This is a genomic window from Bradyrhizobium sp. WSM1743 (genome assembly GCF_000473065.1).
In the GTDB taxonomy this organism is placed as follows: Bacteria; Pseudomonadota; Alphaproteobacteria; order Rhizobiales; family Xanthobacteraceae; genus Bradyrhizobium.
The window spans coordinates 24,780-49,245 of the sequence record NZ_AXAZ01000065.1; the positions used below are offsets into that span (position 1 = coordinate 24,780).

Below are 24,466 nucleotides of genomic sequence, written 5' to 3' on the forward strand. Positions count from 1 at the left end.
GACGACGCACCGCAGCGACGTTTGATGCTTGCCAAATCTCAGGGAGGGGCAGAGCATCAACGGTTGCCGACCCAATCATGGGCCGAGCTCCACACCAAGGAGGCGGCGAAATGGGACAAGACGTCAGAAGTCCCCGAGGTCCACGGTGCATAGCGCTGGTGGGCCCTTTCCAAAGCGGTAAAACCACACTTCTCGAAGCAATTTTGGCGCGAACGGGCGCAATCCCGCGCGCCGGCAGCGTCGATGCCGGAACTTCCGTCGGCGACGCCACGCCAGAGGCCCGTCAACACAAGATGACGGTCGGGCTGACTGCCGCGACCACGAGTTTCATGGGCGACAGCTACACCTTCCTCGATTGTCCCGGTTCCGTCGAGTTTGCCCACGACATGCGCGCCGCGCTTCCTGCGGTCGACGCTGCAATCGTGGTCTGTGAGGCCGACGAGAAGAAGCTGCCGCAGCTTCAGATCATCCTGCGCGAGCTGGAGGAGCTGAAGATCCCGCGTTTCCTGTTCCTCAACAAGATCGACCGCGCCAGCCAGCGCATCCGCGAGACCCTCGCGATGCTGCAGCCCGCCTCGCGTGTGCCGCTGGTGCTGCGCCAGATTCCGATCTGGAAGGGCGAGCTGATCGAGGGCTTCGTCGATCTCGCGCTGGAGCGCGCCTTCATCTATCGCGAGCACAAGGCCTCCGAGGTGGTCGCGCTCGAGGGCGGCGATCTCGATCGCGAGAAGGAAGCCCGCTTCTCGATGCTCGAGAAGCTCGCCGACCACGACGATGCGCTGATGGAGCAATTGCTCGAGGATATCCAGCCGCCGCGCGATGCCGTGTTCGACGATCTCGCCCGCGAATTGCGCGAGGGACTGATTTGTCCGGTGCTGCTGGGCGCAGCCGCGCGTGAGAACGGCGTGTTGCGCCTGATGAAGGCGTTGCGTCACGAGGCGCCCGGTGTCGCGGAGACGGCAAAACGTCTCGGCGTTGCCGAGACCAAGGACGCACTCGGCTACGTCTTCAAGACGCTGCATTCGCAGCATGGCGGAAAGCTGTCGCTGACGCGGCTGCTCGCCGGCCATCTCGACGACGGTGCCACGCTGCAATCCTCATCCGGCGGTGGAGGGCGCATCTCCGGCATCCTCGCCGTCAACGGCGCCTATGACACCAAACGTGCCTCCGCCGATGCCGGCGACACCGTGGCGCTCGCCAAGCTCGATCCGATCAAGACTGGCGACACGGTATCGAACGGCAAGACGCCGCCCGCGGCATTGATTGCAATCGAGCCGACGCCGCCGGTGCTTGCGATCTCGATCGCGGCAACCGATCGCAAGGACGACGTCAAGCTCGGCCAGGCGATGACACGGCTGCACGAGGAGGATCCGTCGCTGGTCGTCGTGCAGAACGCCAAGACCCACGACACCGTGCTGTGGGGGCAGGGCGAGATGCATCTGCGCGTCGCCGGCGAGCGGCTACGCGATCGCTTCGGCGTCAAGGTCACCTCGCATCCGCCCGCGATCGGCTATCAGGAGACCATCCGCAAGCCGATCACCCAGCGCGGACGTCACAAAAAGCAGTCCGGCGGCCATGGCCAGTTCGGCGATGTCGTGCTCGACATCAGGCCGTTGCCGCGCGGCGACGGCTTCAAGTTCGCCGAGACGGTGGTGGGTGGCGCGGTGCCGCGCAACTACATCCCGGCGGTGGAGGAAGGCGTCATCGATGGGCTGGCGCGCGGCCCGCTCGGCTTTCCCGTCACCGACGTGCAGGTGACGCTGACCGACGGCTCCTATCATAGCGTCGATAGCTCCGATCTCGCCTTCCGCACGGCAGCGCGGGTTGGGCTCAACGAAGGCTTGCCGCAATGCCAGCCGGTGCTGCTGGAGCCGATCCACGTGGTCGAGATCGTCTGTCCGACCGATGCCACCGCCAAGATCAACGCGATCCTGTCGGCGCGGCGCGGCCAGATCCTCGGCTTCGACACCCGCGACGGCTGGAGCGGCTGGGACTGCGTCCGTGCCATGATGCCGGAAGCCGAGATCGGCGAACTGATCGTGGAGCTGCGCTCGGCCACCGCCGGCGCTGGCAGCTTCACCCGCCAGTTCGACCATATGGCCGAGGTCACCGGCCGCGCCGCCGACCAGATCATAGCCGCGCATCAGCACGCGGCGTGAGTCTGTCTCTCGCGCGGTGAGGGACGCGCTCTCTCGCACCCTCTCTCTCCCCGCCCTTCGCGGGGAGAGAGGGTGGGGTGAGGGGCTGTTTCGGGGTGCGGTGAAAGTTGGACTCTCGCGCTCTCCTCCCACTGTCATTGCGAGCGAAGCGAAGCAATCCAGAATCCCTCCATGGAAAGGCTCTGGATTTGCTTCGCTCGCAAAGACGGTGTGGATGCGGACTTACTTCAAGCCGACGTAGGGATTCGCAGAAGCACTCCGGCGGAACGGCGCGAGGTTAGGGACTTGCGTCCACCCCAATTGATGTATCATACATCATTGTATATGTTCTAGATATCATATATAAGATCTCATACGTGAGGCCAAGGTGATCACGTCGTTCCAGATGCGGGCAGCCCGCGCGCTGCTCGGCATTGACCAGAAAACCCTGGCCGAACTCGCCGGCGTGTCGTTGCCGACCATCCAGCGGATGGAGGCCTCCACCGGCAATGTTCGTGGCGTGGTCGAGACCCTGATCAAGGTGGTCGAGGCGTTCGACCGGGCCGGCGTCGAGCTGATCGGCGAGCACGCCCGCAGCGACAGCGGCGGGCGTGGCGTTCGCCTGAAGGAGCCGGGGCCGCCGCGCCGGGTCGGAGCATGATCGCGCGTTGATCGTGCCCCGGGATCAAGATGGTTAGCGCATCGTCGCACCTCGACAACACGGGACGCACGATGCTTCGGAGCGTTGTGGGGGCAGCGGAGCGCTTTGCTGAATGAGCATCACAAGTGATCAGGCCAGTCGGCTGCACCAGCTGCGTCAGCCGACCTTTGCCGAACTGTATTTGCCAAAGCTCGTCACGGTCTGGCGTGAGGGCTACGGCCTCGCGGATTTCCGCGCCGACGTCTTCGCCGGCCTGACGGTTGCGATCGTCGCGCTGCCGCTGTCGATGGCGATCGCGATCGCCTCGGGCGTGACGCCGGACCGCGGCCTCTACACGGCTGTCGCCGGCGGCTTCATCGCCTCCCTGCTCGGCGGCAGCCGGTTCCAGATCGGCGGACCTGCCGGTGCGTTCATCGTCCTGGTCGCAGCGACCGCAGAGCGTCACGGCGTCGATGGTGTCATCCTCGCCACCATGATGGCGGGCCTGTTTCTGATCGCTGCGGGCCTGCTCAGGGTCGGCACCTACATCAAGTTCATTCCCTATCCGGTGACGGTCGGCTTCACCGCCGGCATCGCCGTGATCATCTTCGCCAGCCAGCTCCGCGATCTCTCAGGCATCACCCTCGCGGGGAGGGAGCCCAGCGAGTTCGTGCCAAAGCTCCTCGCGCTCGCCGGCGGCCTCAGCACCATCAATCCGTCCGCCGTCGCAGTCGCCATCGTCAGCATCGCCATCATCGCCGGCTTGCGCCGCTGGCGGCCGTCCTGGCCCGGCATTCTGATCGCGGCCGTGTTTGCGGCGGTCGCAAGTAGCGTGCTGTCGCTCCCGGTCGAGACCATCGGCTCGCGCTTCGGCGGCATTCCGCGCGAATTGCCCTCGCCGGCGCTGCCCGCGTTCTCGTTGGAGAAGGCCCGGGCCGTGCTGCCGGATGCGATCGCCTTCGCGCTGCTGGCCGCCATCGAATCGCTGCTGTCGGCGGTGGTCGCCGACGGCATGACCGGCCGTCGTCACCGCTCCAACTGCGAACTGGTGGCGCAAGGCGCGGCCAATATCGGCTCGGCGCTGTTCGGCGGCATCTGCGTCACGGGCCTGATCGCGCGCACCGCCACCAACATCCGCGCCGGCGCGCACGGACCGATGGCGGGCATGCTGCATTCGGTGTTCCTGCTGCTGTTCATGCTGATCGCAGCCCCACTCGCCAGCTACATTCCGCTGGCCGCGCTCGCCTCGGTGCTGGTCGTGGTGGCCTGGACCATGGCGGAGAAGCAGGAGTTCGCCACGCTCTTGCGCTCATCCTGGGGCGATGCCGTGGTGCTGCTCGCGACCTTCCTGCTCACGATCTTCCGCGATCTCACCGAAGGCATCCTGGTCGGCTTCGCGCTCGGCGCGGTGCTGTTCATCCATCGCATGGCGGAGATGACCGGCATCGAGGAACGCACGCGGCTGGTGGCTGCCGATCGCCCCGACGACGGCAACGGCGATCGCGTTCCCTACGATTCCGCGCTTGCGGTCGATCGCGACGTGCTGGTCTATCGCATCACCGGTGCGTTCTTCTTCGGCGCGGCCTCGGCGATCGGCGGCGTGCTCGACGGCGTCGCCGACCGGCGCAAGGCCTTCGTGGTCGACTTCGCCGCCGTGCCGTTCCTGGATTCGACCGCGGCCAATGTGCTCGGCCGGGTCGCGGCCAAGGCGCACCGCCAGGGCATCAGGCTGTTCATCACGGGGGCCTCGCCCGCGGTCCGCCGCGCGCTGCTCACCCATGGCGTGACGCCGCCGCGCGCACGCTATCGCCAAAGCCTCGAGCGCGCCATCGCCGACATCAAGGGCCGAGCCGCCGACGAAGCCGCTGCGAGCTGACGGGGCGCGCTTGACAGAGCGGGCGCGACGCGAAATGGATCGCCTCGGAAACGACCCGAGGGAAAGATGACCGCGCCAAGAACTCCCGCAGCCTGTCTGATCGGATGGCCGGCGGCGCATTCGCGCTCGCCGCTGATTCATCATTACTGGCTGCGCACGCTCGGAATCGAGGGCGGCTACGTCATCGAGGCGGTTCCGCCTGAGGACCTGCGCGACTTCGTGCTGCGCCTGTCGCTGCGCGGCTTCGTCGGTGCCAATGTCACCATCCCGCACAAGGAAGCCGTGCTGGCGCTGTCGACGCCCGATGCGCGCGCCAAGGCCGTCGGTGCCGCCAACACGCTGTGGTTCGCGGACGGCGAGCTGCGCGCGACCAACACCGATGTCGAGGGCTTCATCAACAATCTCGACGTCAGCGCGCCCGGGTGGGGCGCGGCCGAGGAGGCGCTGGTGCTGGGTGCCGGCGGCTCCGCGCGCGCGGTCGTGTTCGGCCTGCTCGAACGCGGCATCACGTGCGTGCATGTTGCCAATCGCACCGTCGCGCGGGCCGAGACGCTGGCAAGGCAGTTCGGGCCGAACGTGCATGCGCTGCCGTGGGACGCGATGGGCGACGTGCTGCCGCGCGCAAGACTGCTCGTGAACACGACCTCGCTCGGCATGCACGGTCAGCCTTCACTCGATGTTGATGTTGCACGCCTGCCGCAAGCGGCTGTTGTCGCCGACCTCGTCTATGTTCCCTTGGTGACGCCGCTGCTGGCCGCAGCGACGGCGCGAGGCCTGAAGACCGCCGACGGGCTCGGCATGCTGCTGCATCAGGCGGTGCGCGGCTTCGAGCTGTGGTTCGGCCGGCGGCCCGAGGTCACGGCCGAGCTGCGCGCATTGGTCGAGGCCGATCTCACGAAGACTTGAGAGAATAGCGCGCGGCTCTTCGGAGTTCTCCATCCGTGGGGACAATCGGAGACCGTCATGACTGTTCAACGTGCAACTTTCACACGTCCACTGATCGCCGTCGCGATGGTGGCCGTCTCGACTTACTGCGCCTTCGCCCAAAAGGCGCCGGTGCCGACGCGCGTGCGCGGCACCATCGAAAACGTCAATGGCGACACCATGCAGGTGAAGGCGCGCAGCGGTGAGGAGATCAGGCTTCACCTCGCCTCCGACGTGAACGTATCGGAGATTACCAAGATTTCACTCGCCGACATCAAGCCGGGTTCGTTCATCGGCGCGACCACGGTGCCGGGACCGGACGGCAGCCAGAACGCCGTCGAGGTGCACGTGTTTCCGGAAGAGATGCGCGGCACCGGCGAGGGCTCGCGGCCCTGGGACCTCAAGCCCAACTCCAGCATGACCAATGCGACGGTGGCCGAGAGCGTGGTCGGCAATGACGGTCATACGCTGCTGGTCAAGTACAAGGACGGCGAGAAGAAGGTGTTCGTCGCCGACAACACGCCGGTGGTGACCTTCGTGCCCGGCGACAAGTCCGACCTGAAGGCCGGCGCCAAGGTCATCGCCTTCATGAAGCAATTGCCGGACGGCTCGTTCGAGGCCAACCGCGTCAGCGTCGGCCGCGACGGCCTGACGCCGCCGATGTGAGGGCGGGATACCGTCTCAACAATCTCAAGTATCGTCCCGGATCGGCGCGCGCCTGGGGGCGCGCTTGTCCGGGACGACGGCTGTGACTGACGTGCCGGTTACGCCTCACACCGCGATGACATGATCGTCGATCTCGTCGATCCGGTTGACGCCGCACAGGCCCATGGTCGTGAGCAGCTCCTTCTGGATGATGTCGATCGCCTTGGCGACGCCGGCCTGGCCGCCGGCCCCTAAGCCATAGGCATAGGCGCGGCCGATCATGCAGGACTTTGCGCCGAGCGCGAGTGCGCGCATCACGTCCTGGCCGGAGCGGATGCCGCCGTCGAACATGATCTCCATCTTGTCACCGACCGCATCCGCGATCTCGGGCAGCACCTCGATCGAGGACGGCGCGCCGTCGAGCTGGCGGCCGCCATGGTTGGAGACGACGAGGGCCTGCGCGCCGGTCTTGGCGGCTTCCTCGGCGTCCTCGACGTCGAGGATGCCCTTGATGATGAGCTTGCCCGGCCAGATGCTGCGGACCCACTCGACGTCCTTCCAGTTCAAGGAGGTGTCGAACTGCGAGGCGGTCCATTCGGCGAGGCGGTTGAGATCCTCGGTGTTCTTGACGTGACCTGCGATGTTGCCGAAGGTGCGGCGCTTGCCCTGGAGCACGCCGGAGACCCAGGCCGGCTTGCTGGCGAAATCCAGCAGCTTCGACAGCGACCATTCGGGCGGCACCGTCATGCCGTTCTTGATGTCGGCATGGCGCTGGCCGATCACCTGCAGGTCGACGGTCAGCACCAGCGCGCTGCACTTCGCGGCGATGGCGCGCTGGATCAATTCCTTGATAAAGCCGCGGTCCTTCATGACGTAGAGCTGGAACCAGAACGGCTTCTCGACATTGGCGGCGATATCCTCGATCGAGCAGATCGACATCGTCGACTGCGTGAACGGGATACCGGCGGCCTGCGCAGCGCGGCAGGCGTAGATTTCGCCGTCGCCATGCTGCATGCCGAGCAGGCCGACCGGCGCGAGGATCAGCGGCATGGTCGAGGGCTCGCCGAGGATCGTGGTCGAGGTGTCGCGCTTGGAGACGTCGACCAGGATGCGCTGGCGGAACTTGATCGCCTGCATGTCCTCGCGGTTGGCGCGCAGCGTTTCCTCGGCATAGGAGCCGCGGTCGCAATAATCGAAGAACGCCTTCGGCACGCGGCGCTTATGCAGCGTGCGAAGATCGTCGATACAGGTGATGTGCTTCATGAACGTTTCCCCGGCCCGTCTCACGTGGAAGTCTTGCGTCGGAAGATTTAGGGGTCATCTAGCATGGTTGGATGCACAGCCAAATCGTTTGCAGAACGTTTTGTAGGAGGGCGCCATGAAGAGGCCGCACGCTCCGACGCCGGAAGAGATCAAGGAAAAGCATGATCTCGAGGAGGCGCTGGAAGAGGGACTGGAAGAGACCTTTCCGGGCTCCGATCCGGTCAATGTCACCCAGCCGGCACCGAGCCGCGAGGACGGCCATGTGAAGCGCTCCGGGTAGCGCGGGTTCCCTCCTTGGGGCGGCGTCCGGCGGGAAATAAAGTGTTAACAAGACGTTATTGAGCCGGCCTGCGCCCGGGTTCCGTAACGATTCATCATATTTTTTGAAGCCAAGTTAGCTGCGTTGGCATTATAAGATCCTCAGCACATCAGGGATGCAGGGCCCGCTCGGGCACCTCGTGGTTGTAGAGGGGAGCCCCTGGTTGTTGCCTTGGGGGACGATATGAGCCGCAAATATTTCGGGACGGACGGGATCCGGGGCCGCGCCAACGGGCTGATCACGCCGGAGCTCGCGCTCAAGGTCGGCCAGGCCGCAGGCCTTGCGTTTCAGCGTGGTGACCACCGCCACCGGGTCGTGATCGGCAAGGACACCCGTCTGTCCGGCTACATGATCGAATACGCAATGGTCGCAGGCTTCACCTCGGTCGGCATGGACGTGCTGCTGGTCGGCCCGATGCCGACGCCGGCAGTCGCGATGCTGACGAAGTCGATGCGTGCCGATCTCGGCGTGATGATCTCGGCTTCGCACAATCTGTTCGAGGACAACGGCATCAAGCTGTTCGGCCCGCAGGGCTTCAAGCTTTCCGACGACGTCGAGCGGCAGATCGAGCAGCTGCTCGACGAATCTCTCGACAAGCGGCTGGCGCAGAGCGCGAGCCTCGGCCGCGCCCGCCGTATCGACGGCGTGCATGACCGCTACATCGAATTCGCCAAGCGCACGCTGCCGCGCGATCTCTCGCTCGAGGGCCTGCGCGTCGTGATCGATTGCGCCAATGGCGCCGCCTACAAGGTGGTGCCCGAAGCGCTGTGGGAGCTGGGCGCCGACGTGGTGCCGATCGGCGTCGAGCCGGACGGCTTCAACATCAACAAGGAGTGCGGCTCGACCTCGCCGGAAGCGCTGTCGAAGAAGGTGCGCGAGATGCGCGCCGACATCGGCATCGCGCTGGATGGCGATGCGGATCGCGTCATCCTGGTCGACGAGCGCGGCCACATCGTCGACGGCGACCAATTGCTCGCGGTGATCGCGCAGAGCTGGAAGGAAGACGGACGCCTCTCGCGTCCCGGCATCGTCGCCACCGTGATGTCCAATCTCGGCCTCGAACGCTTCCTGCAAGGGCAGGGGCTCGAGCTCGTGCGCACGCCGGTCGGCGACCGCTACGTGCTCGAGCAGATGCTGAGCGGCGGCTACAATCTCGGCGGCGAGCAGTCCGGCCACATCATCCTGTCCGACTACGCCACCACCGGCGACGGTTTCGTTGCGGCCCTGCAGGTGCTGGCCGTGGTGCAGAAGCTGCGCCGGCCCGTGTCCGAGGTCTGTCACCGCTTTGATCCGCTGCCGCAGATTCTCAAGAACGTCCGTCACAAGGGCGGCAAGCCGCTCGATGATTCCGACGTCAAGTCGGCGATCTCCGACGGCGAGAAGCGCCTCAACGGCCACGGCCGTCTCCTGATCCGCTCCTCCGGCACCGAGCCCGTGATCCGCGTCATGGGCGAAGGCGAAGACCGCATTCTCGTCGAGGATATCGTCGACACCATCGTGCTGGCGCTGGGACAAGCGGCGGCTTGAGCTTTTCTTACCCTCCCCTGGAGGGTCGATCGCGCGAAGCGCGAGCGGGGTGGGGTGATCTCTCCTCTCGGGCAGTATCGCGCGCGGAAAGACCGTCACCCCACCCCGTCTCACATTTCGCTGCGCTCAATGTGAGCCGACCCTCCCCCCTCCAGGGGAGGGTAAGGGACGAGAGGGCTACATCGTGCTCGCCGGCATCAGCTTCTCGCACTGCCTCTTCCTGCCGGAACTGCCACGGCACGTGCATTAACGCACCCGCACTTGCCGCACTGCGGCTTCACACATCGTTAGGAAATGCGGCGAAGTCGTCGGATTTGGCGCGGCATTTCTGCAACGCCGGCGGGGCGCGCACGTGTGGGTAGAGAAAAAATCAACCTTAAAAATTAGGGTTAAGTGGCGCTTAAACATTTGCTGCCATCGTCCGGTCGTGAGTTTCCAGAACGTGGGGCGTCTGCATTTTGCCTCACCGGCCATAAGGACGAAGCCAATGCGTAGCATTAAGTCTCTCCTTGCCGCGGGTGCGGCAACCCTGATCTCGTCGATGGCGTTCGCCGCCGATATGCCGATCGCCGCGCCCCCTCCCATGTACGCGCCGCCGGCTCCGCCCGCCGATTTCGGTGGCTGGTATCTGCGTGGCGACATCGGCATGACCAACCAGAGCGCCAAGCGCATCGAGAGCAACCTGCCGGCTGGGTTCACGAAGACGACCGAGGGCCTCGGCTTCGACTCGTCCCCGCTGTTCGATCTTGGCGTCGGCTATCGCTTCAACAACTGGTTTCGCGCCGACGTGATCGGCCAGTACCGGGGCAAAGCCAATCTGCACGGCAGCGACAACGTCGTCGGCCCCGGCTTCGTCGGCGTCAACAACTACAGCGGCAGCAAGTCCGAGTGGGTCGTGATGGCCAACGCCTATGTCGACCTCGGCACCTGGTGGTGCATCACGCCGTTCATCGGTGCTGGTGTCGGCGGCTCCTACAACAAGATCAGCGGCTTCCGTGACGACGGCGTGTCCTACAACCCGCTGCTCAACAACAGCGTCGCCTACTTCGCCGATAATGGAAAGTGGAACTTCGCCTGGGCCGCTCACGCCGGTCTCGCCTACAAGGTCAATCCCGGGTTCACCGTCGAACTGGCCTACAGCTACATGAACCTCGGCGACGCGGCGCCAGGCAATTTCCGCTTGTTCGACAACAGCGCCTCCGGCCCAACCTCGATCAAGATCAAGGAGCTCACCTCGCACGACGTCAAGCTCGGCGTGCGCTGGGATCTCAACAGCCCGCCTGCCTACATGCCGCCGCCGCCGCTGGTCACCAAGGGCTGATCGGCAAGCTGATCGGTTAGGACTTCTTAACGGCGCGGGATCATCCCGCGCCGTTTTGCTTTGCGGATTTTTCATGGCCCGACCGTGACGAAAGCGGCTGCCGCAACCATTGGTTAAGGTTAACAGGCGATGATCATCGCAACAGTTCGAGTCCGATGGAGCGTGGTGATGCGTAGGCTGGTGTTGGCAGCGGCGATGTTGGGGACGATGTCTGTCGCGCAAGCGGCCGACATGCCGGACCTGCCCGTGCTGCGCGGCGGCTTCACCGATGGTCTGTCGAAGACGAGCCGTAATTGGGACGGCTTCTACGCCGGCGGCCACTTCGGCTACACGACCGACTCATCCGATTTCGGCCAGAGCGTGGTCGGCCTGACTAACTACATCTTTCGTGACAGCGTGCTTCAGCAGCCGACCTCGACGTGGTCGCTCCTCAGCAAGAACACAGCGCAGAGCACGAACTTCGGCGGCTTCGTTGGTCGCAACTGGCAATGGTACGACGCCGTGCTCGGTCTCGAAGGTACCTACACCTATTTCAACAATCTCAAGACCGCGTCGACTGGCTCCAACGCTCTCGACATCATCAATCCGCCTGGCGACACCGTGCCCCCGGGTGCCTACAACCATTGGAACGTGACTCTGACCGGGGCCGCCACGGCTAGGGTCAAGGATATGGTCACGTTGCGTGGGCGCATGGGCTGGGATGGCGGTGACTTCATGCCGTACATCTTCGGCGGCGCTGCCATTGGCCGCATGGATGTTTCCCGTACGGTGTCCAGCAACGTAACGCTGCGTACCGATACGACGACGACCGATCTATTCGGCAACACCGTAATCGTGCCGGGAACGACAAATCCCGTTCCAGCCCAGTCGCAGACGCAGGGTCAGCATAAGACCAACGCCTTCGTAGCCGGCTGGACCGCCGGCATCGGACTCGAATACTGCCTGTGGGGCGGCTTGTTCGCCCGAGTCGAATACGAGTACGTGCAGTTTTCGCCCGTCATGAACACCTCGGTGTCGCTGAATAACGCGCATGTCGGACTTGGCTACAAGTTTTGAGCCTGCCTTGTCTGGTTGACAACTTTCCCGCCTCCTGATGCTCTGTCGCCCGAAAGTGGGGCGGCAGCGATGAAGATCTACGGCGATAGCAATTCCGGCAATTGTCTGAAGGTGAAGTGGGTCTGCGACAAGCTCGCGCTGCCCTACCAGTGGATCGAGATCGACACACGCAAGGGCGAGACGCGCACGCCGCAATTCCTGAAGATGAACGGCGCCGGCCAGGTGCCAACCGTCGCATTCGACGACGGCCGCGCGCTGGCACAGTCCAACGCCATCATCCGCTATCTCGCCCGCGACAGTGTCCTCATTCCGCGTGGTGCCTTCGCCGCGGCGAAGATGGACGAATGGCTGTTCTGGGAACAGTACAGCCACGAGCCCTATATCGCGGTGTGCCGTTTCCTCATCGTCTATCTCGGCAAGGATGCCTCCGAGCTCGATCCTGAAAAGGTCAAGCGCGGCTATGCGGCGCTCGACCGCATGGAGCAGCATCTCTCCGCCACCCACTTCTTCGCCGGCGATGAGGTTTCGCTCGCCGACGTCTCGCTGCTCGCCTATACCCGCCTCGCGCATGAAGGCGGCTTCGATCTCCGCCGCCATGCGTCCGTCCGCCGCTGGATCGGCGAAGTCGAAGCGTCTCTCGGCCTTTCGCCGGTGCGCTGAGTCCGGAGTTGTCTGACATGAACGCCGAAGCCGTCTTCATCCGTCCCGCGCGCCGCGAGGACGTCGCCGCGATCGTTGCGATGCTCGCCGACGATCATCTCGGCCGCGGGCGCGAGCGCGTGGAGGATCCGTTGCCTGCCTCCTACTACGACGCATTCGCGCGGGTCGAGCGCGATTCGAATCTTACGCTCGTGGTCGCCGAGAGCGCGGGCAGGGTGGTCGGCTGCCTGCAACTTGCGATCCTGCCGGGCATCAGCTCGCAAGGCGGCGTGCGCGGCCTGCTCGAGGACGTGCGCGTTGCCTCCGATTGTCGCAGCCGCGGCATCGGCGAGCAGCTGGTGCAATGGGCGGTGACAGAAGCAAAGGCGCGCGGCTGCAATCTCGTCGAACTGCTCACGCATCAGACGCGAATCGATGCACAGCGTTTCTATAAGCGGCTCGGATTTGCCGCGAGCCATGTGGGCATGACTGTCCGCTTTTGAGGCAGTATCTCGCAAGCGTTGCGCGATCAGCAAATTCGGATCGCGCATTCGTTCATCTTAAGAGCTGATAAACTACCCGTCCGTCGTTCATGTTGAACCGGGAACGAACGGTGCTACGGCAGCTTCTGGCGCCGAGCTCGGTCGGTTCGGGGATTTCGATGACAAGCTATTCCATGATCAAGGTCGGCAACGATTACGTCGTGCAGGCCAATGACAAATGCATTTTGAAGGTCCGCAGCCGTCGCAGGGCCGCGCAATTGATCAGCGATGCCACGGACTTGCTGAATGCGCTCGCCGTCGTCGAATCCCCAAATACCGTACCCGAGACGCCATCACTGGCGCGTGAGGCCCCGGAACTTCCTTGACTGCCCTTCTCGATTCCCGTATCAGCCGCGGCGGGACACCTCCCCCCAACGGGAGGCTTACTATCTGGAAGGGTAGAATATGACTGTAGCGAAGCCCGCTTCGCGGCCGACCGTGCCGCATTTCTCCTCCGGCCCCTGCGCCAAGCGCCCCGGTTGGAACGCCCAAAATCTCAAGGACGCAGCGCTCGGCCGTTCGCATCGCGCGAAGATCGGCAAGACCAAGCTCAAGCTCGCGATTGACCTGACGCGCGAAGTGCTCGAGGTGCCGGCCGATTACCGCATCGGCATCGTGCCGGCCTCCGATACCGGCGCGGTCGAGATGGCGCTGTGGTCGCTGCTCGGGGCGCGCCCCGTCACCACGCTCGCCTGGGAATCCTTCGGCGAGGGCTGGGTCAGCGACATCGTCAAGGAATTGAAGCTCAAGGACGTCACCAAGCTCAATGCGGCTTACGGTGAGATTCCCGATCTGTCGAAGGTGGACCCTGCGAGCGACGTCGTCTTCACCTGGAACGGCACCACCTCGGGCGTGCGCGTGCCGAATGCCGACTGGATCAGCGCGAGCCGCGAAGGCCTGACCATCTGCGACGCCACGTCCGCTGCATTCGCGCAAGCTCTCGATTGGGCCAAGCTCGACGTCGTCACCTTCTCCTGGCAGAAGGCGCTCGGCGGCGAGGCCGCGCACGGTATGCTGATCCTGTCGCCGCGTGCGGTGGAGCGGCTCGAGACCTACAAGCCGGCCTGGCCGCTGCCGAAAATCTTCCGCATGACCAAGGGCGGCAAGCTCAACGAAGGCATCTTCGTCGGCGAGACCATCAACACGCCGTCGATGCTCTGCGTCGAGGACTATCTCGACGCGCTGAACTGGGCCAAGTCGATCGGCGGCCTCAAGGCGCTGATCGCGCGCGCCGACGCCAACACCAAGGTGCTCGCCGACTGGAAGGCGAAGACGCCCTGGATCGACTTCCTTGCCAAGGACGCTTCGATCCGCTCCAACACCTCGGTGTGCCTGAAGTTCACCGATCCCGCGATCACCTCGCTCTCCGACGGCGCGCAAGCCGAGTTCAGCAAGAAGCTGGTCGCGCTGGTTGAGAAGGAAGGCGCCGGCTACGACTTCGCTTACTACCGCGACGCGCCGGCGGGCTTGCGCATCTGGTGCGGCGCCACCGTCGAGGCCAAGGACGTCGAGCTGCTGACGCAGTGGATCGACTGGGCCTTTGCCGAGACCAAGGCGCAGCTCGCAACGGCGGCGTAGTTGTTTTTCGCCTCTCCCCGTTCTTACGGGGAGAGGCCGGATTGCGCAGAAATCCGGGTGAGGGGCTCTCTCCACGAGCACTTCGCCTGTGGCTGCCCCTCACCCCAACCCTCTCCCCGTAACGACGGGGAGAAGGAGAGAAACAGCATCAATCTTTTCCCGTCGATCGCCGTCCCTTGTTTTCAGGGAAGGTAGAGGATCATCCCCATGACCAAACCCAAAGTTCTCATTTCCGACGCGCTCTCGCCCGCTGCCGTGCAGATCTTCAAAGACCGCGGCATCGAGGTCGATTTCCAGCCCAACCTCGGCAAGGACAAGGACAAGCTGGCCGAGATCATCGGCAATTACGACGGCCTTGCGATCCGCTCGGCGACGAAAGCAACCGCCAAGATCCTCGACAAGGCGACCAGGCTGAAGGTGATCGGCCGCGCCGGCATCGGCGTCGACAATGTCGAGATTCCCGCCGCCACGGCCAAGGGCATCATCGTGATGAACACGCCGTTCGGCAATTCGATCACGACCGCCGAGCACGCCATCACCCTGATGCTGGCGCTGGCCCGCGAGATCCCGCAGGCGGATGCCTCGACCCAGGCCGGCAAGTGGGAGAAGAACCGCTTCATGGGCGTCGAGATCACCGGCAAGGTGCTCGGTGTCGTCGGTTGCGGCAACATCGGTTCGATCGTCGCCGATCGCGCGCTCGGCCTGCGCATGAAGGTGATCGCGTTCGATCCGTTCCTGTCGCCGGAGCGCGCCAAGGATATCGGCGTCGAGAAGGTCGAGCTCGACGATCTCCTGAAGCGCTCCGATTTCATCACGCTGCATACGCCGCTCACCGAGAAGACCAGGAACATCATTGACGCATCCGCGATCGCCAAGATGAAGAAGGGCGTGCGCCTGATCAACTGCGCCCGCGGCGGCCTCGTCGACGAGCGGGCGGTGGTCGATGCGCTCAACTCCAAGCACATGGCGGGCGCCGCCTTCGACGTCTTCGTCGAGGAGCCCGCGACGTCCAACGTGCTGTTCGGCCATCCCAACGTGATCTGCACGCCGCATCTCGGCGCCTCCACCACCGAAGCGCAGGAGAACGTCGCGCTCCAGGTCGCCGAGCAGATGTCGGATTATTTGCTCACCGGCGCGATCTCGAACGCGGTCAACTTCCCCTCCATCACCGCGGAAGAGGCGCCGAAGCTGAAGCCGTTCATCGCGCTGGCCGAGAAGCTCGGCTCGTTCGCCGGCCAGCTCACTGAATCTGGCATCCTCAAGGTCGAGATCACCTATGAGGGCCATGTCGCCGAGATGAAGATCAAGGCGATCACCTCCGCGGTGCTGTCGGGCCTGCTGCGGCCGATGCTGGGCGAGGTCAACGTGGTGTCCGCGCCGGTCGTCGCCAAGGAGCGCGGCATGGTGGTGGACGAGATCGTGCGTGCCGCCCAGAGCGACTATGAGAGCCTGATCACCGTCACCGTCGCGACTGAACGCCAGGAGCGGTCGGTCTCCGGCACCGTCTATCACGACGGCAAGCCGCGCCTCGTCGACGTCAAGGGCATCCGCGTCGACGCCGAGTTCGGCAAGTCGATGATCTACGTCACCAACGAGGACAAGCCGGGCTTCATCGGCAAGTTCGCGGGCCTTCTGGGTGACGCCAAGATCAACATCGCCACCTTCCATCTCGGCCGCGTCGCGCCCGGCAGCGATGCCATTGCGCTGGTCGAGGTCGACGGTATGGTTCCGGCCGACGTGCTCGCCAAGGTGCAGGCCCTGCCGCAGGTCAAGCAGGCCAAGGCGCTGACGTTCTAGCACACCGTCATTCCGGGGCGATGCGAAGCATCGAACCCGGACTCTCGAGGTTCCGGGTTCGGCTCTGCGAGCCACCCCGGAATGACGGTCATCATATCATATATTCCGACCCGCGGAACAACGCCGCCTCCATCACCGGAGGCGGCGTTTTTATTTTCCCCACGCCTGTCAAACTGTGTACCAATGGCGCCCAGAACGCTTCGTATCCATGCTCCGTTCAAAATCGTTCGACAAGGGAGAAAACAATGCGTGAAGCCGTCATCGTTTCCTATGCGCGCACGGGCCTCGCCAAATCCGGCCGCGGCGGGTTCAACATCACGCCGCCGATGTCGCTCGCGGCCCACGCCATCAAGCATGCTGTGAGCCGCGCCGGCGTCGACAAGGACTATGTCGAGGACTGCTATCTCGGCAATTGCGCCCATGGCGCGCCGAACATCGGCCGCCAGGCGGCGCTGCTCGCGGGCCTGCCGAAGACCACGGCCGGCGTCTCGGTCAACCGCTTCTGCTCCTCTGGCCTGCAGACCATCGCGATGGCCGCGAACTCGATCCGCTCCGACGGGGCCGACTGCATCGTTGCCGGCGGCGTCGAGAGCATCTCGATTCCGGGCGGCGGCTCGCCGAAGGAATCGATCGATCCGGAGCTGCTCAAGGTCGCCCCCGATATCTTCATGGCGATGATCGACACCGCCGATATCGTCGCCGAGCGCTACAAGCTCAGCCGCGAATACCAGGACGAGTTCTCGCTGGAATCGCAGCGCCGCATGGCCGCGGCCCAGCAGGCCGGCAAGTTCAAGGACGAGATCGTCCCGATGAAGACCAAGATGAAAGTGGTCGACAAGCAGACCAAGGCCGAGTCGATCGTCGACTACGTCGTCGATCGCGACGAATGCAATCGGCCCGACACCACGATGGAAGGATTGGCAAAACTCGAGCCGGTCAAGGGTCCCGGCAAGTTCGTCACCGCCGGCAATGCCAGCCAGCTCTCGGACGGCGCCGCCGCCGTGGTGCTGATGGAGGCCAAGGACGCCGAGAAGCGCGGCCTCAAGCCGCTCGGCCGCTTCGTCGCCTGGGCCACCGCGGGCTGCGAGCCCGACGAGATGGGCATCGGCCCGGTGTTCGCGATCCCGAAGCTCTTGAAGCGCACCGGCCTCAAGATCGACGACATCGATCTCTGGGAGCTCAACGAGGCCTTCGCCAGCCAGTGCCTGTATTGCCGCGACAAGCTCGAGATCGATCCCGCCAAGTACAACGTCAACGGCGGCTCGATCGCGATCGGCCATCCCTTCGGCATGACCGGCGCCCGTCTCACCGGCCATCTGCTGCAGGAAGGCGCGCGGCGCAAGGCCAAGTGGGGCGTGGTGACGATGTGCATCGGCGGCGGCCAGGGCGGCGCCGGCCTGTTCGAGATCTACAGCTGATCCGAAACCGTTACTGTCATTTGAAGACAGGCAAGCACGGCGCGTCATCGGCGCCGTGCTTTTTTATTGACTGTGCGTGTGCATCTCACCGTGCATAAGATTTGCAACGGGTGTCGACGCAGCAGCCATTCCCGACGGCGCCAAGGCCGAGCTGCGCCAGAAGCTCGCCGACTATCAGCGCGACTTCTCCGCCTGGATGGAGACCGCGCTGAAGCTGGCGACTGAATTGAAGGCGATGTCCGAAGCCTTCGCAAGCGGGAGAGGGAGCGCACCGGTTTCGCGGCAGCCTCACGCCTTCGCAAGCGCCGGCGCGAACACCACCTCGATCAGCGTGCCATTCCCCGCGCTCTTGATGTTGAACCGGGCGCGGTTGGCTTCGACCAGCGCCTTCGTCAGCGACAGGCTCAGCGCCGAGCTGTCGGCGGCATCGCCAGGCGGCGGGGTGCGGAACGGCTCCATCGCGGCGGCGACCTCGCGCTCGGTGAGGCCGTGGCCGGTGTCGCGGATGCGAAGCGCGATCTCGCCGCGGTCGGTCAGCGCGGTGGAGACGATGACCTGGCCGCCGGCGCTGGCAAGCCGGATCGAGTTCGAGATCAGATTCACAGTGATCTGCCGCATCGCGCGCGCATCGACGCTCACCTGCGGCAGCGCATGGGCAAGCGAGGTGCGGATGATGATGCGCTCGCGGTTGGCCTGCGGCTGCATCACCGTCACGCAGGCCTCGACGAGATCGTTGAGGTTGAGGTTGGCAAAATTCAGATCGAGCTTGCCGGTCTCGATCCGCGACAGCTCCAGCAAATCGTCGATGATGGCGATGACGCGCTCGCCGGAAGCGCGGATGTCCTTCATGTATTCGCCGTAGCGCTCGTTGCCGAGCGCGCCGAAGCGCTCCGAGATCATCACCTCGGCAAAGCCGATGATGGCGTTGAGCGGCGTGCGGATCTCGTGGCTGATCCGCGCCAGCATGTCGGCCTTGGCATTGGCCGCGCCGTCGACGAGGCGGCGGGCCTGCGTCAATTCGCTCTCGCCCTTCTTCGCGTGGGAGAGATCGCGGAACACGGCGAAGAAGTTCGGGCCGTCGGGCCGGGTACGGCCCATGATCATCGCGAGCGGAATGACGCCGCCCTTCTTCTCGCGGCCCAGCACCTCGCGGCCGTGGTCGAGCAGGCTCGAGATGTCCTGGCTCTTCAGGCTTTCGAGATAATCGGCGACGATCTGCTGGCTCTCGGGCGCGAACAGCGTCATCAGGTTCTGCTCGAGCAGCGCCTCGCCGTCATAGCCGAACAGCGCCTCGGCGCTGCGGTTGCAGGCGTGGAGGTTGCCTTCGGCATCGAACATGACGATGCCCTCGGCCGTGGTGTCGAGGATGGCGGCGAGATCCTCCGCCTCGGCTTCGCCGGCCGCGGGCTCGGGTTCGTAGGGGATGGGCTCCGCGACAACGGACTCGGCAACCACGCTCTCCGCGATGACAGGCGCTGCGGCGATCGGTGCCGCCTGCGGCAGCGCGCAGATCAGCGCATGCGCGCTCTCGCCGTCCCAGTCGATCGTGTGCAGATGCGCTTCGCTCGTTGCAAGCGGCGCTTCGCCATTGGCGACCGTCGCGCTGATCGTGACCGGCGTGCCGGCTTGCGACGTGCTGCTGGCCGACGACACGCCCGGCTCGACATAGAGCGCATCCAGCCCGCCGGCATTCTCCAGCGCGCTCACGCTGGCATAGCCCATGCGCGCGAGGAAGGCGGGGTTGGCGTAGAGCAGGCGGTCGAGCCGATAGATCAGGATGCCCGTCGGCAAGAGGTCGAGCAGCGTGCGGTCGCGTGCGCTGGCGCCGCGCGCCGGCGGCGCGGGCTCGGTCAGCCATTCGGCCGCAGCCTGCGGCGGCTCGGGCTCCGGCGGTTCGGCCGAGATCTCCGCCGGATGCTCGGCCGCGTCAGTCGCGATGGTCTCGCGCTCGCGTTCGAGCCGCTCGGACAATTGCCGGGCGAGTTCGTTGAACGCGCTGTTCTCGACCGGCGTCAGCGTCGGGGGGCGCGTATCGCCGGGCGAGCGGAACGGCACGACATTGGGAGGCGTTTCCACGGGCGTGTCCAGTTCGGTTGGGTGTGAAGTCGCGTCGCTGGTGGGCTGTGGCAGTTCAGGCTCGGCTGTTGGCTCGGGCTCGGGTGGCTCGATCGGCGGAGGCGATGCGGCTGCTTCGGGCTCCGCTTCGGAGGTGGCCTCGGGTTTCGCCTCCGGCTGCGGCTCCCGCTCGGCGATGTCAGCGGAGAGGTCCTGCTGCGCCGGCGGCGCGAGCAGCTCGAAGCGCCTGAGCGCCTCGAGCCGGTTGAGGGCATCGAGATCGCGGCAGACGCCAAATCCCCTGAAGCCGGCAAAGTTGCGCACCTGATCGTAGACCGGCAGGCCGGCAAGCTCGACCGGAAGGTGCTCGCCGCCATCGGCGGGCCAGTTCACGGTGATGCCGGCCCAGGTGTCGTGGCTGTCCAGCGCCTGTGCGACCCGCCCGTCCGGATCGAGCGAGAACTCTTCGGCGATCTCGCGCCAGGGGCGGCCGAAGCCGGTGGCCGTGCGCGGGCCGATCAGGCGGATGAACTCGTCGGAGAGAAGCACAAAGCGGCCCTCTGCATCCAACTGCCAGAGGAAGCGCAGCGGATGCTGACGCGGTGCGGGCGGCTCTTGCTGGCCCGAGGACTCTTGGCCCGACGACCCCTGGCTCGACGGCGGCTCGACCATGCGGACAGTGATCGGCGCAGCCTGCGGCGACACAAGGGCTGAGCAGCAGTTTTCAACCGGAGTTTTGGCCGCGGCGTCACTGGTCTGGTCGGGCACCGGTCCTTGGGCAGCCTTCACGGGCGCCTCGTGCGCGGCGCCGGGCTCGATCAGCGCGACCAGGCCGACATCGGCACCCGCGCCGACCCGCTGCAGCACCATCTGGCCGATGCCGATCGGCGTCGCGGCGCGGCCGGTTGCCAGCGCATCGCTGCGGGCCCGGTCGAGACCGGCCTCAAACAGATCGCGGAAGCCGAGCAGGGAGCGGGCGGCCTCGCTGGCCCCGACGAACAGTCCGTCCGCCGCGAACGCCGCCATCGGCACCTTGGCGCCCGCAACGAGCCGATGCAGCCGCTCGACCAGCGGCATCGAGCGCAGCGTCGGGTCCATCGCGATGATGAGCACAGCATGGCCGCCATCGGCAAAATCGAGCCGCGCGCAGGCGCAGGTCATCAGCGTGCCGAGCCGGGCGCCGAAGCCGCGCAGCCGTTCGAGCCGCACCGCGCCGTTCGCCGGCAGCTGGCGGGCGAGCCTGGCGACCTGGCGGCGATGGCTGTCGGCGGGGCCGAACACCTTGTCCGCAAGGCCAGCGCTATTCGCCGCGCCGAACAACTTTGCGCCGACCGGATTGGCCCACAGCACGCGCGCGCCGTCGATCGACCACAGCCAAGCGGGCAGAGGAGAGGTCGCATGCACGGCCAGCCGCGGATCGCCCACCCCTCGCAACTGGAAATCCGAACGCGTCATCAGGCCGGCTTGTCACTCACGCATCAGGTGTGGCGGCTGCCGGGAATGGCAGCCTTAAGAAAGGGTTAGTATCGCCCGGAAGGCGCGGGCAGGTCCACGGCCGCAAGCCCGGAAGGGCGCCCTTAAGCGGCGATAACCTTAATGTGCCCAAGCCCGCAAGCCGCGCCGATGTTGCATCCAAGGGATTTGGGGGGCGGCGGGTCAGGCCGGCCTGACGAGTTAGACTCAGCTAGCAGCCCCGACAAAAGCGCGCTCCCTCCCCCGCTTGCGGGGGAGGGTTGGGGAGAGGGTGTATCGACAACGAAGACTCCCCCAGAGGAAAGAACCCTCACCCGGATCGCTTTCGCGATCCGACCTCTCCCGCAAGCGGGAGAGGTGAAGAGCCGCCTAACCAACGCACTTCATTACCTCAACCCCCGGTTCCCCACCCTGGGAACTTCATCCTCCCCGCGATAAAAATTTCGCGGCGCACCGTCCTGGCGCATTGCGATGCACAATGTTGACATGATGGGCAGCCATAGTGTTGGCGCTGGGCGAGCCATCTCGTTTGTTTCGCGTTTCCAGTCTTTCGTTCCCGCTCAATCCAGGGTCCACAATCGGGGCCGGCGGGCGCGCCAGAAGGCTCACTCCATTTTTTACAATTAGCGTGAGGGACAACCATGACAGGTGCGACTGATCCGTTTTCTGCCTCGATCATTCCGTTCGAGGTTCCCGAGCAGATGCGTGCGTTCGCCGAGAAGGGCGTGTCGCAGGCCCGCGAGAACTACGCCAAGTTCAAGGACGCCGCCGAGACCCACAACGGCACCGTCGAGGCCGTGTTCACCTCGGCCTCCAAGGGCGCGAGCGAGTACACCGCCAAGCTGGTCGAGTTCATGAAGGCCAATTCCAGCGCCCAGCTCGACTTCGCCCAGCAGCTGTTCGGCGCCAAGTCGCCGACGGAAGCGATGGAGCTGTGGACCGGCCACGCCCGCAAGCAGCTCGAGACCTTCCAGTCACAGGCCAAGGAGCTGGTCGAGCTCACCCAGCGCGTCGCCAATGAGACCGCCGAGCCGATCAAGGCGAGTGCCTCGAAGTACTACCCGCCCGCCGCCTGAGCGGCGAGGCCGGTTTGAGCTAAGAAACCCGGGCCGAAAGGCCCGGGTTTTTTCTTTGCCTCTCCCGCGCTTGTCCCGCCGAAGCCTTGACGAAGGCGGATGCGGGAGAGGCCGGCGCCCGGGCGATGCGAAGCATCGTCGGGCGACGGGTGAGGGCTCTCTCCCCACGGGGAATCTCCCGTAGTCGGGAGAGACAGCCCCTTATCGTCGCCATCAAGCCCGATTTCATCGCACTGAAAGTGATTTCCGCTGGTTTTTCGCCCCTCTGCGGCCTTGCCAAAAACCCCCGTTGCACCTAGTTTCCGCCCCGTCCAGCCCCCTCGGCACCGGCCCTTACCTGAGGGCGTCCCAAGGCGCGGCTCGCCAGGATGCAGTTGTAGCTCAGTTGGTTAGAGCGCCTGTCTGTGGAACAGGAGGTCGGTGGTTCGAGCCCACCCAACTGTACCAGTGCTGCGAGCAAATCCCACATCGTCCAGAACCGCTCAGACCGCACGCGAGTGGTTAAGGTCGCTCAGGTATTTGGAGCAGGAACGCGTATCTCAATCGTTCGCGAAAGCTTCCCATTGCCTGCTCAGATCGGCGGAACGGTCATCCATTAGCTGCCCCTTAAGCTATGTTTGTGCCGCACTTCCACTCAAGCAACTAATTAATAGCTCGGATGATGTCGCCATCATCGATTCTCAGCGCACCTTCAGCTTGCCGACTTGCTCCGCCGCCCAGCTGTCGTCTGGTCGCAGAGTCAATATGCGCTCGTAGTCCTCCAAGGAACGCTTTCGGACACCGAGCTTTTGGAGCGCAAATGCACGAGCTCGCAGCCCGCTCAGATCGTTGGGAAGAAGCTCAAGCCCCTTATCTAGATGGGATACGGCGGTTGCAAATTCGCCTGCCCTCATCTTCGCAAAACCCAAGCCAAGGTAAACTCGACCTCGATCATTCGGAGTAAGTGTGTGGCCGCCGGCAAGCACACTCTCGAAATCCAGCTGAGAACCTCGATAATTTTTTTGGACTAGATAGGCTTCACCGCGCCAGAGATGGGCCGTCGCGTGGTCGGGGGCAACCGATAATGCCCTTGTGTAGGCTTTTATCGCCTCCTCGTAATTTCCACGATCAGACTCCACCCGACCGAGGCCATAGGCAAAAATTGGTGATTTTGCATCGAGCGCCTCGCCTTTTGCAAAATCGGCGATGGCATCGTCATAGCGATGCTGACGCAAATAGAGAAAGCCGCGAGAAGCGTATAGAGCGGGATCGACCGGTTCGATGGCGATGGCGCTTGACCAATCTACGACAGCGCGATCGGTCTGGCCGATACGCTCATATAGGTACGCCCTTTGATTAAGGATATTGCGACGTTCTGCATTAGAGATTGAATCGTCACTGATTGCCGTCGAAAGAAGTTCAATTGCGCGATCAAAAGCGCCGGCGCGTTCCGCATGTTTGACCTCTGTGTGAATCCGAGAGTCAGCGTCGGCAGGTGCTCCGCTACAAGTGAATGCCATGGCCGCTATGGCAGCCCATATTGCCACGAGTTTTTGCATGTTCTTCCGCCGATACATGCGATTTCCCAATACACAGCGAATGCAGCCGACGCGCTGCAAATCCGCCGCGATCTTAGTTCTACATTAGCAAGAGCCCGATTGAGCCAATTTCAAAAGGCTACTTAATGATGGCGGGCCAAGCAGCGAAACCAATGTCCTTGCTTGCCAATCTTAGTGAGAACAACAACGGAGCTGAGTAGTGCGGCCCCAGGCCATCTCGCTCGTAATACGAGCGTGAGGCAACCACACAACTACAAACATTTCAAGTGGCGCTTAGGAATATAGCTTAAGCGCCGGAGCTTCTTTGTTCAGGACCGGTTTGCAACGTCTCCGCGACGGATTACGGTGACAGTGCTGGACTGCACCCCTGAAGTGAGACACGATAATTACAGTGACAGGCATTTCGAGGATGACCTGTGGCAGGACCAGGAAAGAAGCGTCAGTTTCCGACGGCTTACAAATTGAAGGCGATCAAGCGGGTTGAGCGGGGCGAAGGCGTCCTTCCTGTGGCCCGCGAGCTTGGGATATCCCGCAAGATTCTTCATGACTGGATCAAAGCCTGGAACGCCGATGGGCCGGACGGTTTGAACCGGAAGCCCGGACCCAAACCTGGCCCCCGCAAGCTCAAGCCGCTAGCAACG

The 24,466-nt window shown here is 64.4% G+C and carries 20 protein-coding genes and 1 tRNA gene; 18 read left to right on the forward strand and 3 right to left on the reverse strand.

All coding sequences use genetic code 11. The annotated features are described in order from the left end of the window. The first annotated feature begins 110 nt into the window (after nucleotides 1–110). From YU9_RS0129970 to YU9_RS0129990, 5 genes are all read left to right on the forward strand, one after another. Nucleotides 111–2,159: an elongation factor G gene (locus tag YU9_RS0129970; RefSeq protein ID WP_027576100.1), complete on the forward strand. Its 2,049-nt coding sequence runs from the start codon at nucleotides 111–113 to the stop codon at nucleotides 2,157–2,159. Between the two features lie 367 nt (nucleotides 2,160–2,526). Further along, nucleotides 2,527–2,799 (forward strand): helix-turn-helix domain-containing protein, encoded by a 273-nt coding sequence (locus tag YU9_RS0129975; protein ID WP_027576101.1) that lies wholly within the window; start codon nucleotides 2,527–2,529, stop codon nucleotides 2,797–2,799. 112 nt (nucleotides 2,800–2,911) lie between these two features. Beyond that, nucleotides 2,912–4,654, forward strand: coding sequence for a SulP family inorganic anion transporter (locus YU9_RS0129980; RefSeq protein WP_027576102.1), 1,743 nt, complete (start codon nucleotides 2,912–2,914; stop codon nucleotides 4,652–4,654). Between the two features lie 66 nt (nucleotides 4,655–4,720). Beyond that, nucleotides 4,721–5,560 (forward strand): shikimate dehydrogenase, encoded by an 840-nt coding sequence (locus tag YU9_RS0129985; protein WP_027576103.1) that lies wholly within the window; start codon nucleotides 4,721–4,723, stop codon nucleotides 5,558–5,560. Between the two features lie 57 nt (nucleotides 5,561–5,617). Next, on the forward strand, nucleotides 5,618–6,244 hold the full coding sequence (locus YU9_RS0129990; protein ID WP_027576104.1) for a hypothetical protein: 627 nt from the start codon (nucleotides 5,618–5,620) through the stop codon (nucleotides 6,242–6,244). 105 nt (nucleotides 6,245–6,349) lie between these two features. On the opposite strand, the gene YU9_RS0129995 is transcribed toward YU9_RS0129990, so the two are convergent. Continuing rightward, nucleotides 6,350–7,486 carry an alpha-hydroxy acid oxidase gene (locus YU9_RS0129995; protein WP_027576105.1) on the reverse strand — a complete coding sequence of 379 codons (1,137 nt, stop codon included), beginning with the start codon at nucleotides 7,484–7,486 and terminating at the stop codon, nucleotides 6,350–6,352. Between the two features lie 115 nt (nucleotides 7,487–7,601). Here YU9_RS0129995 and YU9_RS49270 point away from each other — a divergent pair, with 115 nt between their 5' ends. From YU9_RS49270 to YU9_RS0130045, 10 genes are all read left to right on the forward strand, one after another. Then, entirely contained in the window at nucleotides 7,602–7,766 is a 165-nt protein-coding gene (locus YU9_RS49270) for a hypothetical protein (RefSeq protein ID WP_198028319.1), read from the forward strand. A gap of 222 nt (nucleotides 7,767–7,988) precedes the next feature. Continuing rightward, entirely contained in the window at nucleotides 7,989–9,332 is a 1,344-nt protein-coding gene (glmM, locus tag YU9_RS0130005; RefSeq protein ID WP_027576106.1) for a phosphoglucosamine mutase, read from the forward strand. A gap of 487 nt (nucleotides 9,333–9,819) precedes the next feature. Beyond that, on the forward strand, nucleotides 9,820–10,653 hold the full coding sequence (locus tag YU9_RS0130010) for an outer membrane protein (protein ID WP_027576107.1): 834 nt from the start codon (nucleotides 9,820–9,822) through the stop codon (nucleotides 10,651–10,653). Between the two features lie 168 nt (nucleotides 10,654–10,821). Beyond that, complete coding sequence (locus tag YU9_RS0130015) at nucleotides 10,822–11,709, forward strand: outer membrane protein (protein WP_027576108.1); 888 nt, start codon at nucleotides 10,822–10,824, stop codon at nucleotides 11,707–11,709. Between the two features lie 69 nt (nucleotides 11,710–11,778). Then, nucleotides 11,779–12,369 carry a glutathione S-transferase family protein gene (locus YU9_RS0130020; RefSeq protein ID WP_027576109.1) on the forward strand — a complete coding sequence of 197 codons (591 nt, stop codon included), beginning with the start codon at nucleotides 11,779–11,781 and terminating at the stop codon, nucleotides 12,367–12,369. Nucleotides 12,370–12,386: 17 nt separating this feature from the next. Continuing rightward, nucleotides 12,387–12,851, forward strand: coding sequence for a GNAT family N-acetyltransferase (locus tag YU9_RS0130025; protein WP_027576110.1), 465 nt, complete (start codon nucleotides 12,387–12,389; stop codon nucleotides 12,849–12,851). Nucleotides 12,852–13,024: 173 nt separating this feature from the next. Continuing rightward, nucleotides 13,025–13,216 (forward strand): hypothetical protein, encoded by a 192-nt coding sequence (locus YU9_RS0130030; RefSeq protein WP_245266581.1) that lies wholly within the window; start codon nucleotides 13,025–13,027, stop codon nucleotides 13,214–13,216. Between the two features lie 79 nt (nucleotides 13,217–13,295). Beyond that, nucleotides 13,296–14,468 (forward strand): phosphoserine transaminase, encoded by a 1,173-nt coding sequence (locus YU9_RS0130035; RefSeq protein WP_027576112.1) that lies wholly within the window; start codon nucleotides 13,296–13,298, stop codon nucleotides 14,466–14,468. A 207-nt stretch (nucleotides 14,469–14,675) separates the two neighbouring features. After that, complete coding sequence (gene serA, locus YU9_RS0130040; RefSeq protein ID WP_027576113.1) at nucleotides 14,676–16,265, forward strand: phosphoglycerate dehydrogenase; 1,590 nt, start codon at nucleotides 14,676–14,678, stop codon at nucleotides 16,263–16,265. A gap of 245 nt (nucleotides 16,266–16,510) precedes the next feature. Further along, nucleotides 16,511–17,683 (forward strand): thiolase family protein, encoded by a 1,173-nt coding sequence (locus tag YU9_RS0130045; protein ID WP_027576114.1) that lies wholly within the window; start codon nucleotides 16,511–16,513, stop codon nucleotides 17,681–17,683. A 288-nt stretch (nucleotides 17,684–17,971) separates the two neighbouring features. Here the strand turns inward: YU9_RS0130045 and YU9_RS0130050 are convergent, their stop codons facing one another. Further along, nucleotides 17,972–21,193 (reverse strand): PAS domain-containing sensor histidine kinase, encoded by a 3,222-nt coding sequence (locus tag YU9_RS0130050; protein ID WP_027576115.1) that lies wholly within the window; start codon nucleotides 21,191–21,193, stop codon nucleotides 17,972–17,974. Between the two features lie 659 nt (nucleotides 21,194–21,852). Between YU9_RS0130050 and YU9_RS0130055 the strand changes: the two genes are divergently transcribed. Together YU9_RS0130055 and YU9_RS0130060 are read left to right on the forward strand one after the other, a co-directional pair. Beyond that, nucleotides 21,853–22,287, forward strand: a complete 435-nt coding sequence (locus YU9_RS0130055) for a phasin (RefSeq protein WP_027576116.1) — start codon at nucleotides 21,853–21,855, stop codon at nucleotides 22,285–22,287. A 370-nt stretch (nucleotides 22,288–22,657) separates the two neighbouring features. Further along, a tRNA-His gene (locus tag YU9_RS0130060) sits at nucleotides 22,658–22,734 on the forward strand. 233 nt (nucleotides 22,735–22,967) lie between these two features. Here YU9_RS0130060 and YU9_RS0130065 read toward each other — a convergent pair. Next, complete coding sequence (locus YU9_RS0130065) at nucleotides 22,968–23,843, reverse strand: lipopolysaccharide assembly protein LapB (RefSeq protein WP_027576117.1); 876 nt, start codon at nucleotides 23,841–23,843, stop codon at nucleotides 22,968–22,970. Between the two features lie 398 nt (nucleotides 23,844–24,241). Between YU9_RS0130065 and YU9_RS46380 the strand changes: the two genes are divergently transcribed. Beyond that, nucleotides 24,242–24,466, forward strand: a 225-nt coding sequence (locus tag YU9_RS46380) for a helix-turn-helix domain-containing protein (protein ID WP_027572943.1), incomplete at its 3' end; no start/stop codon positions are given.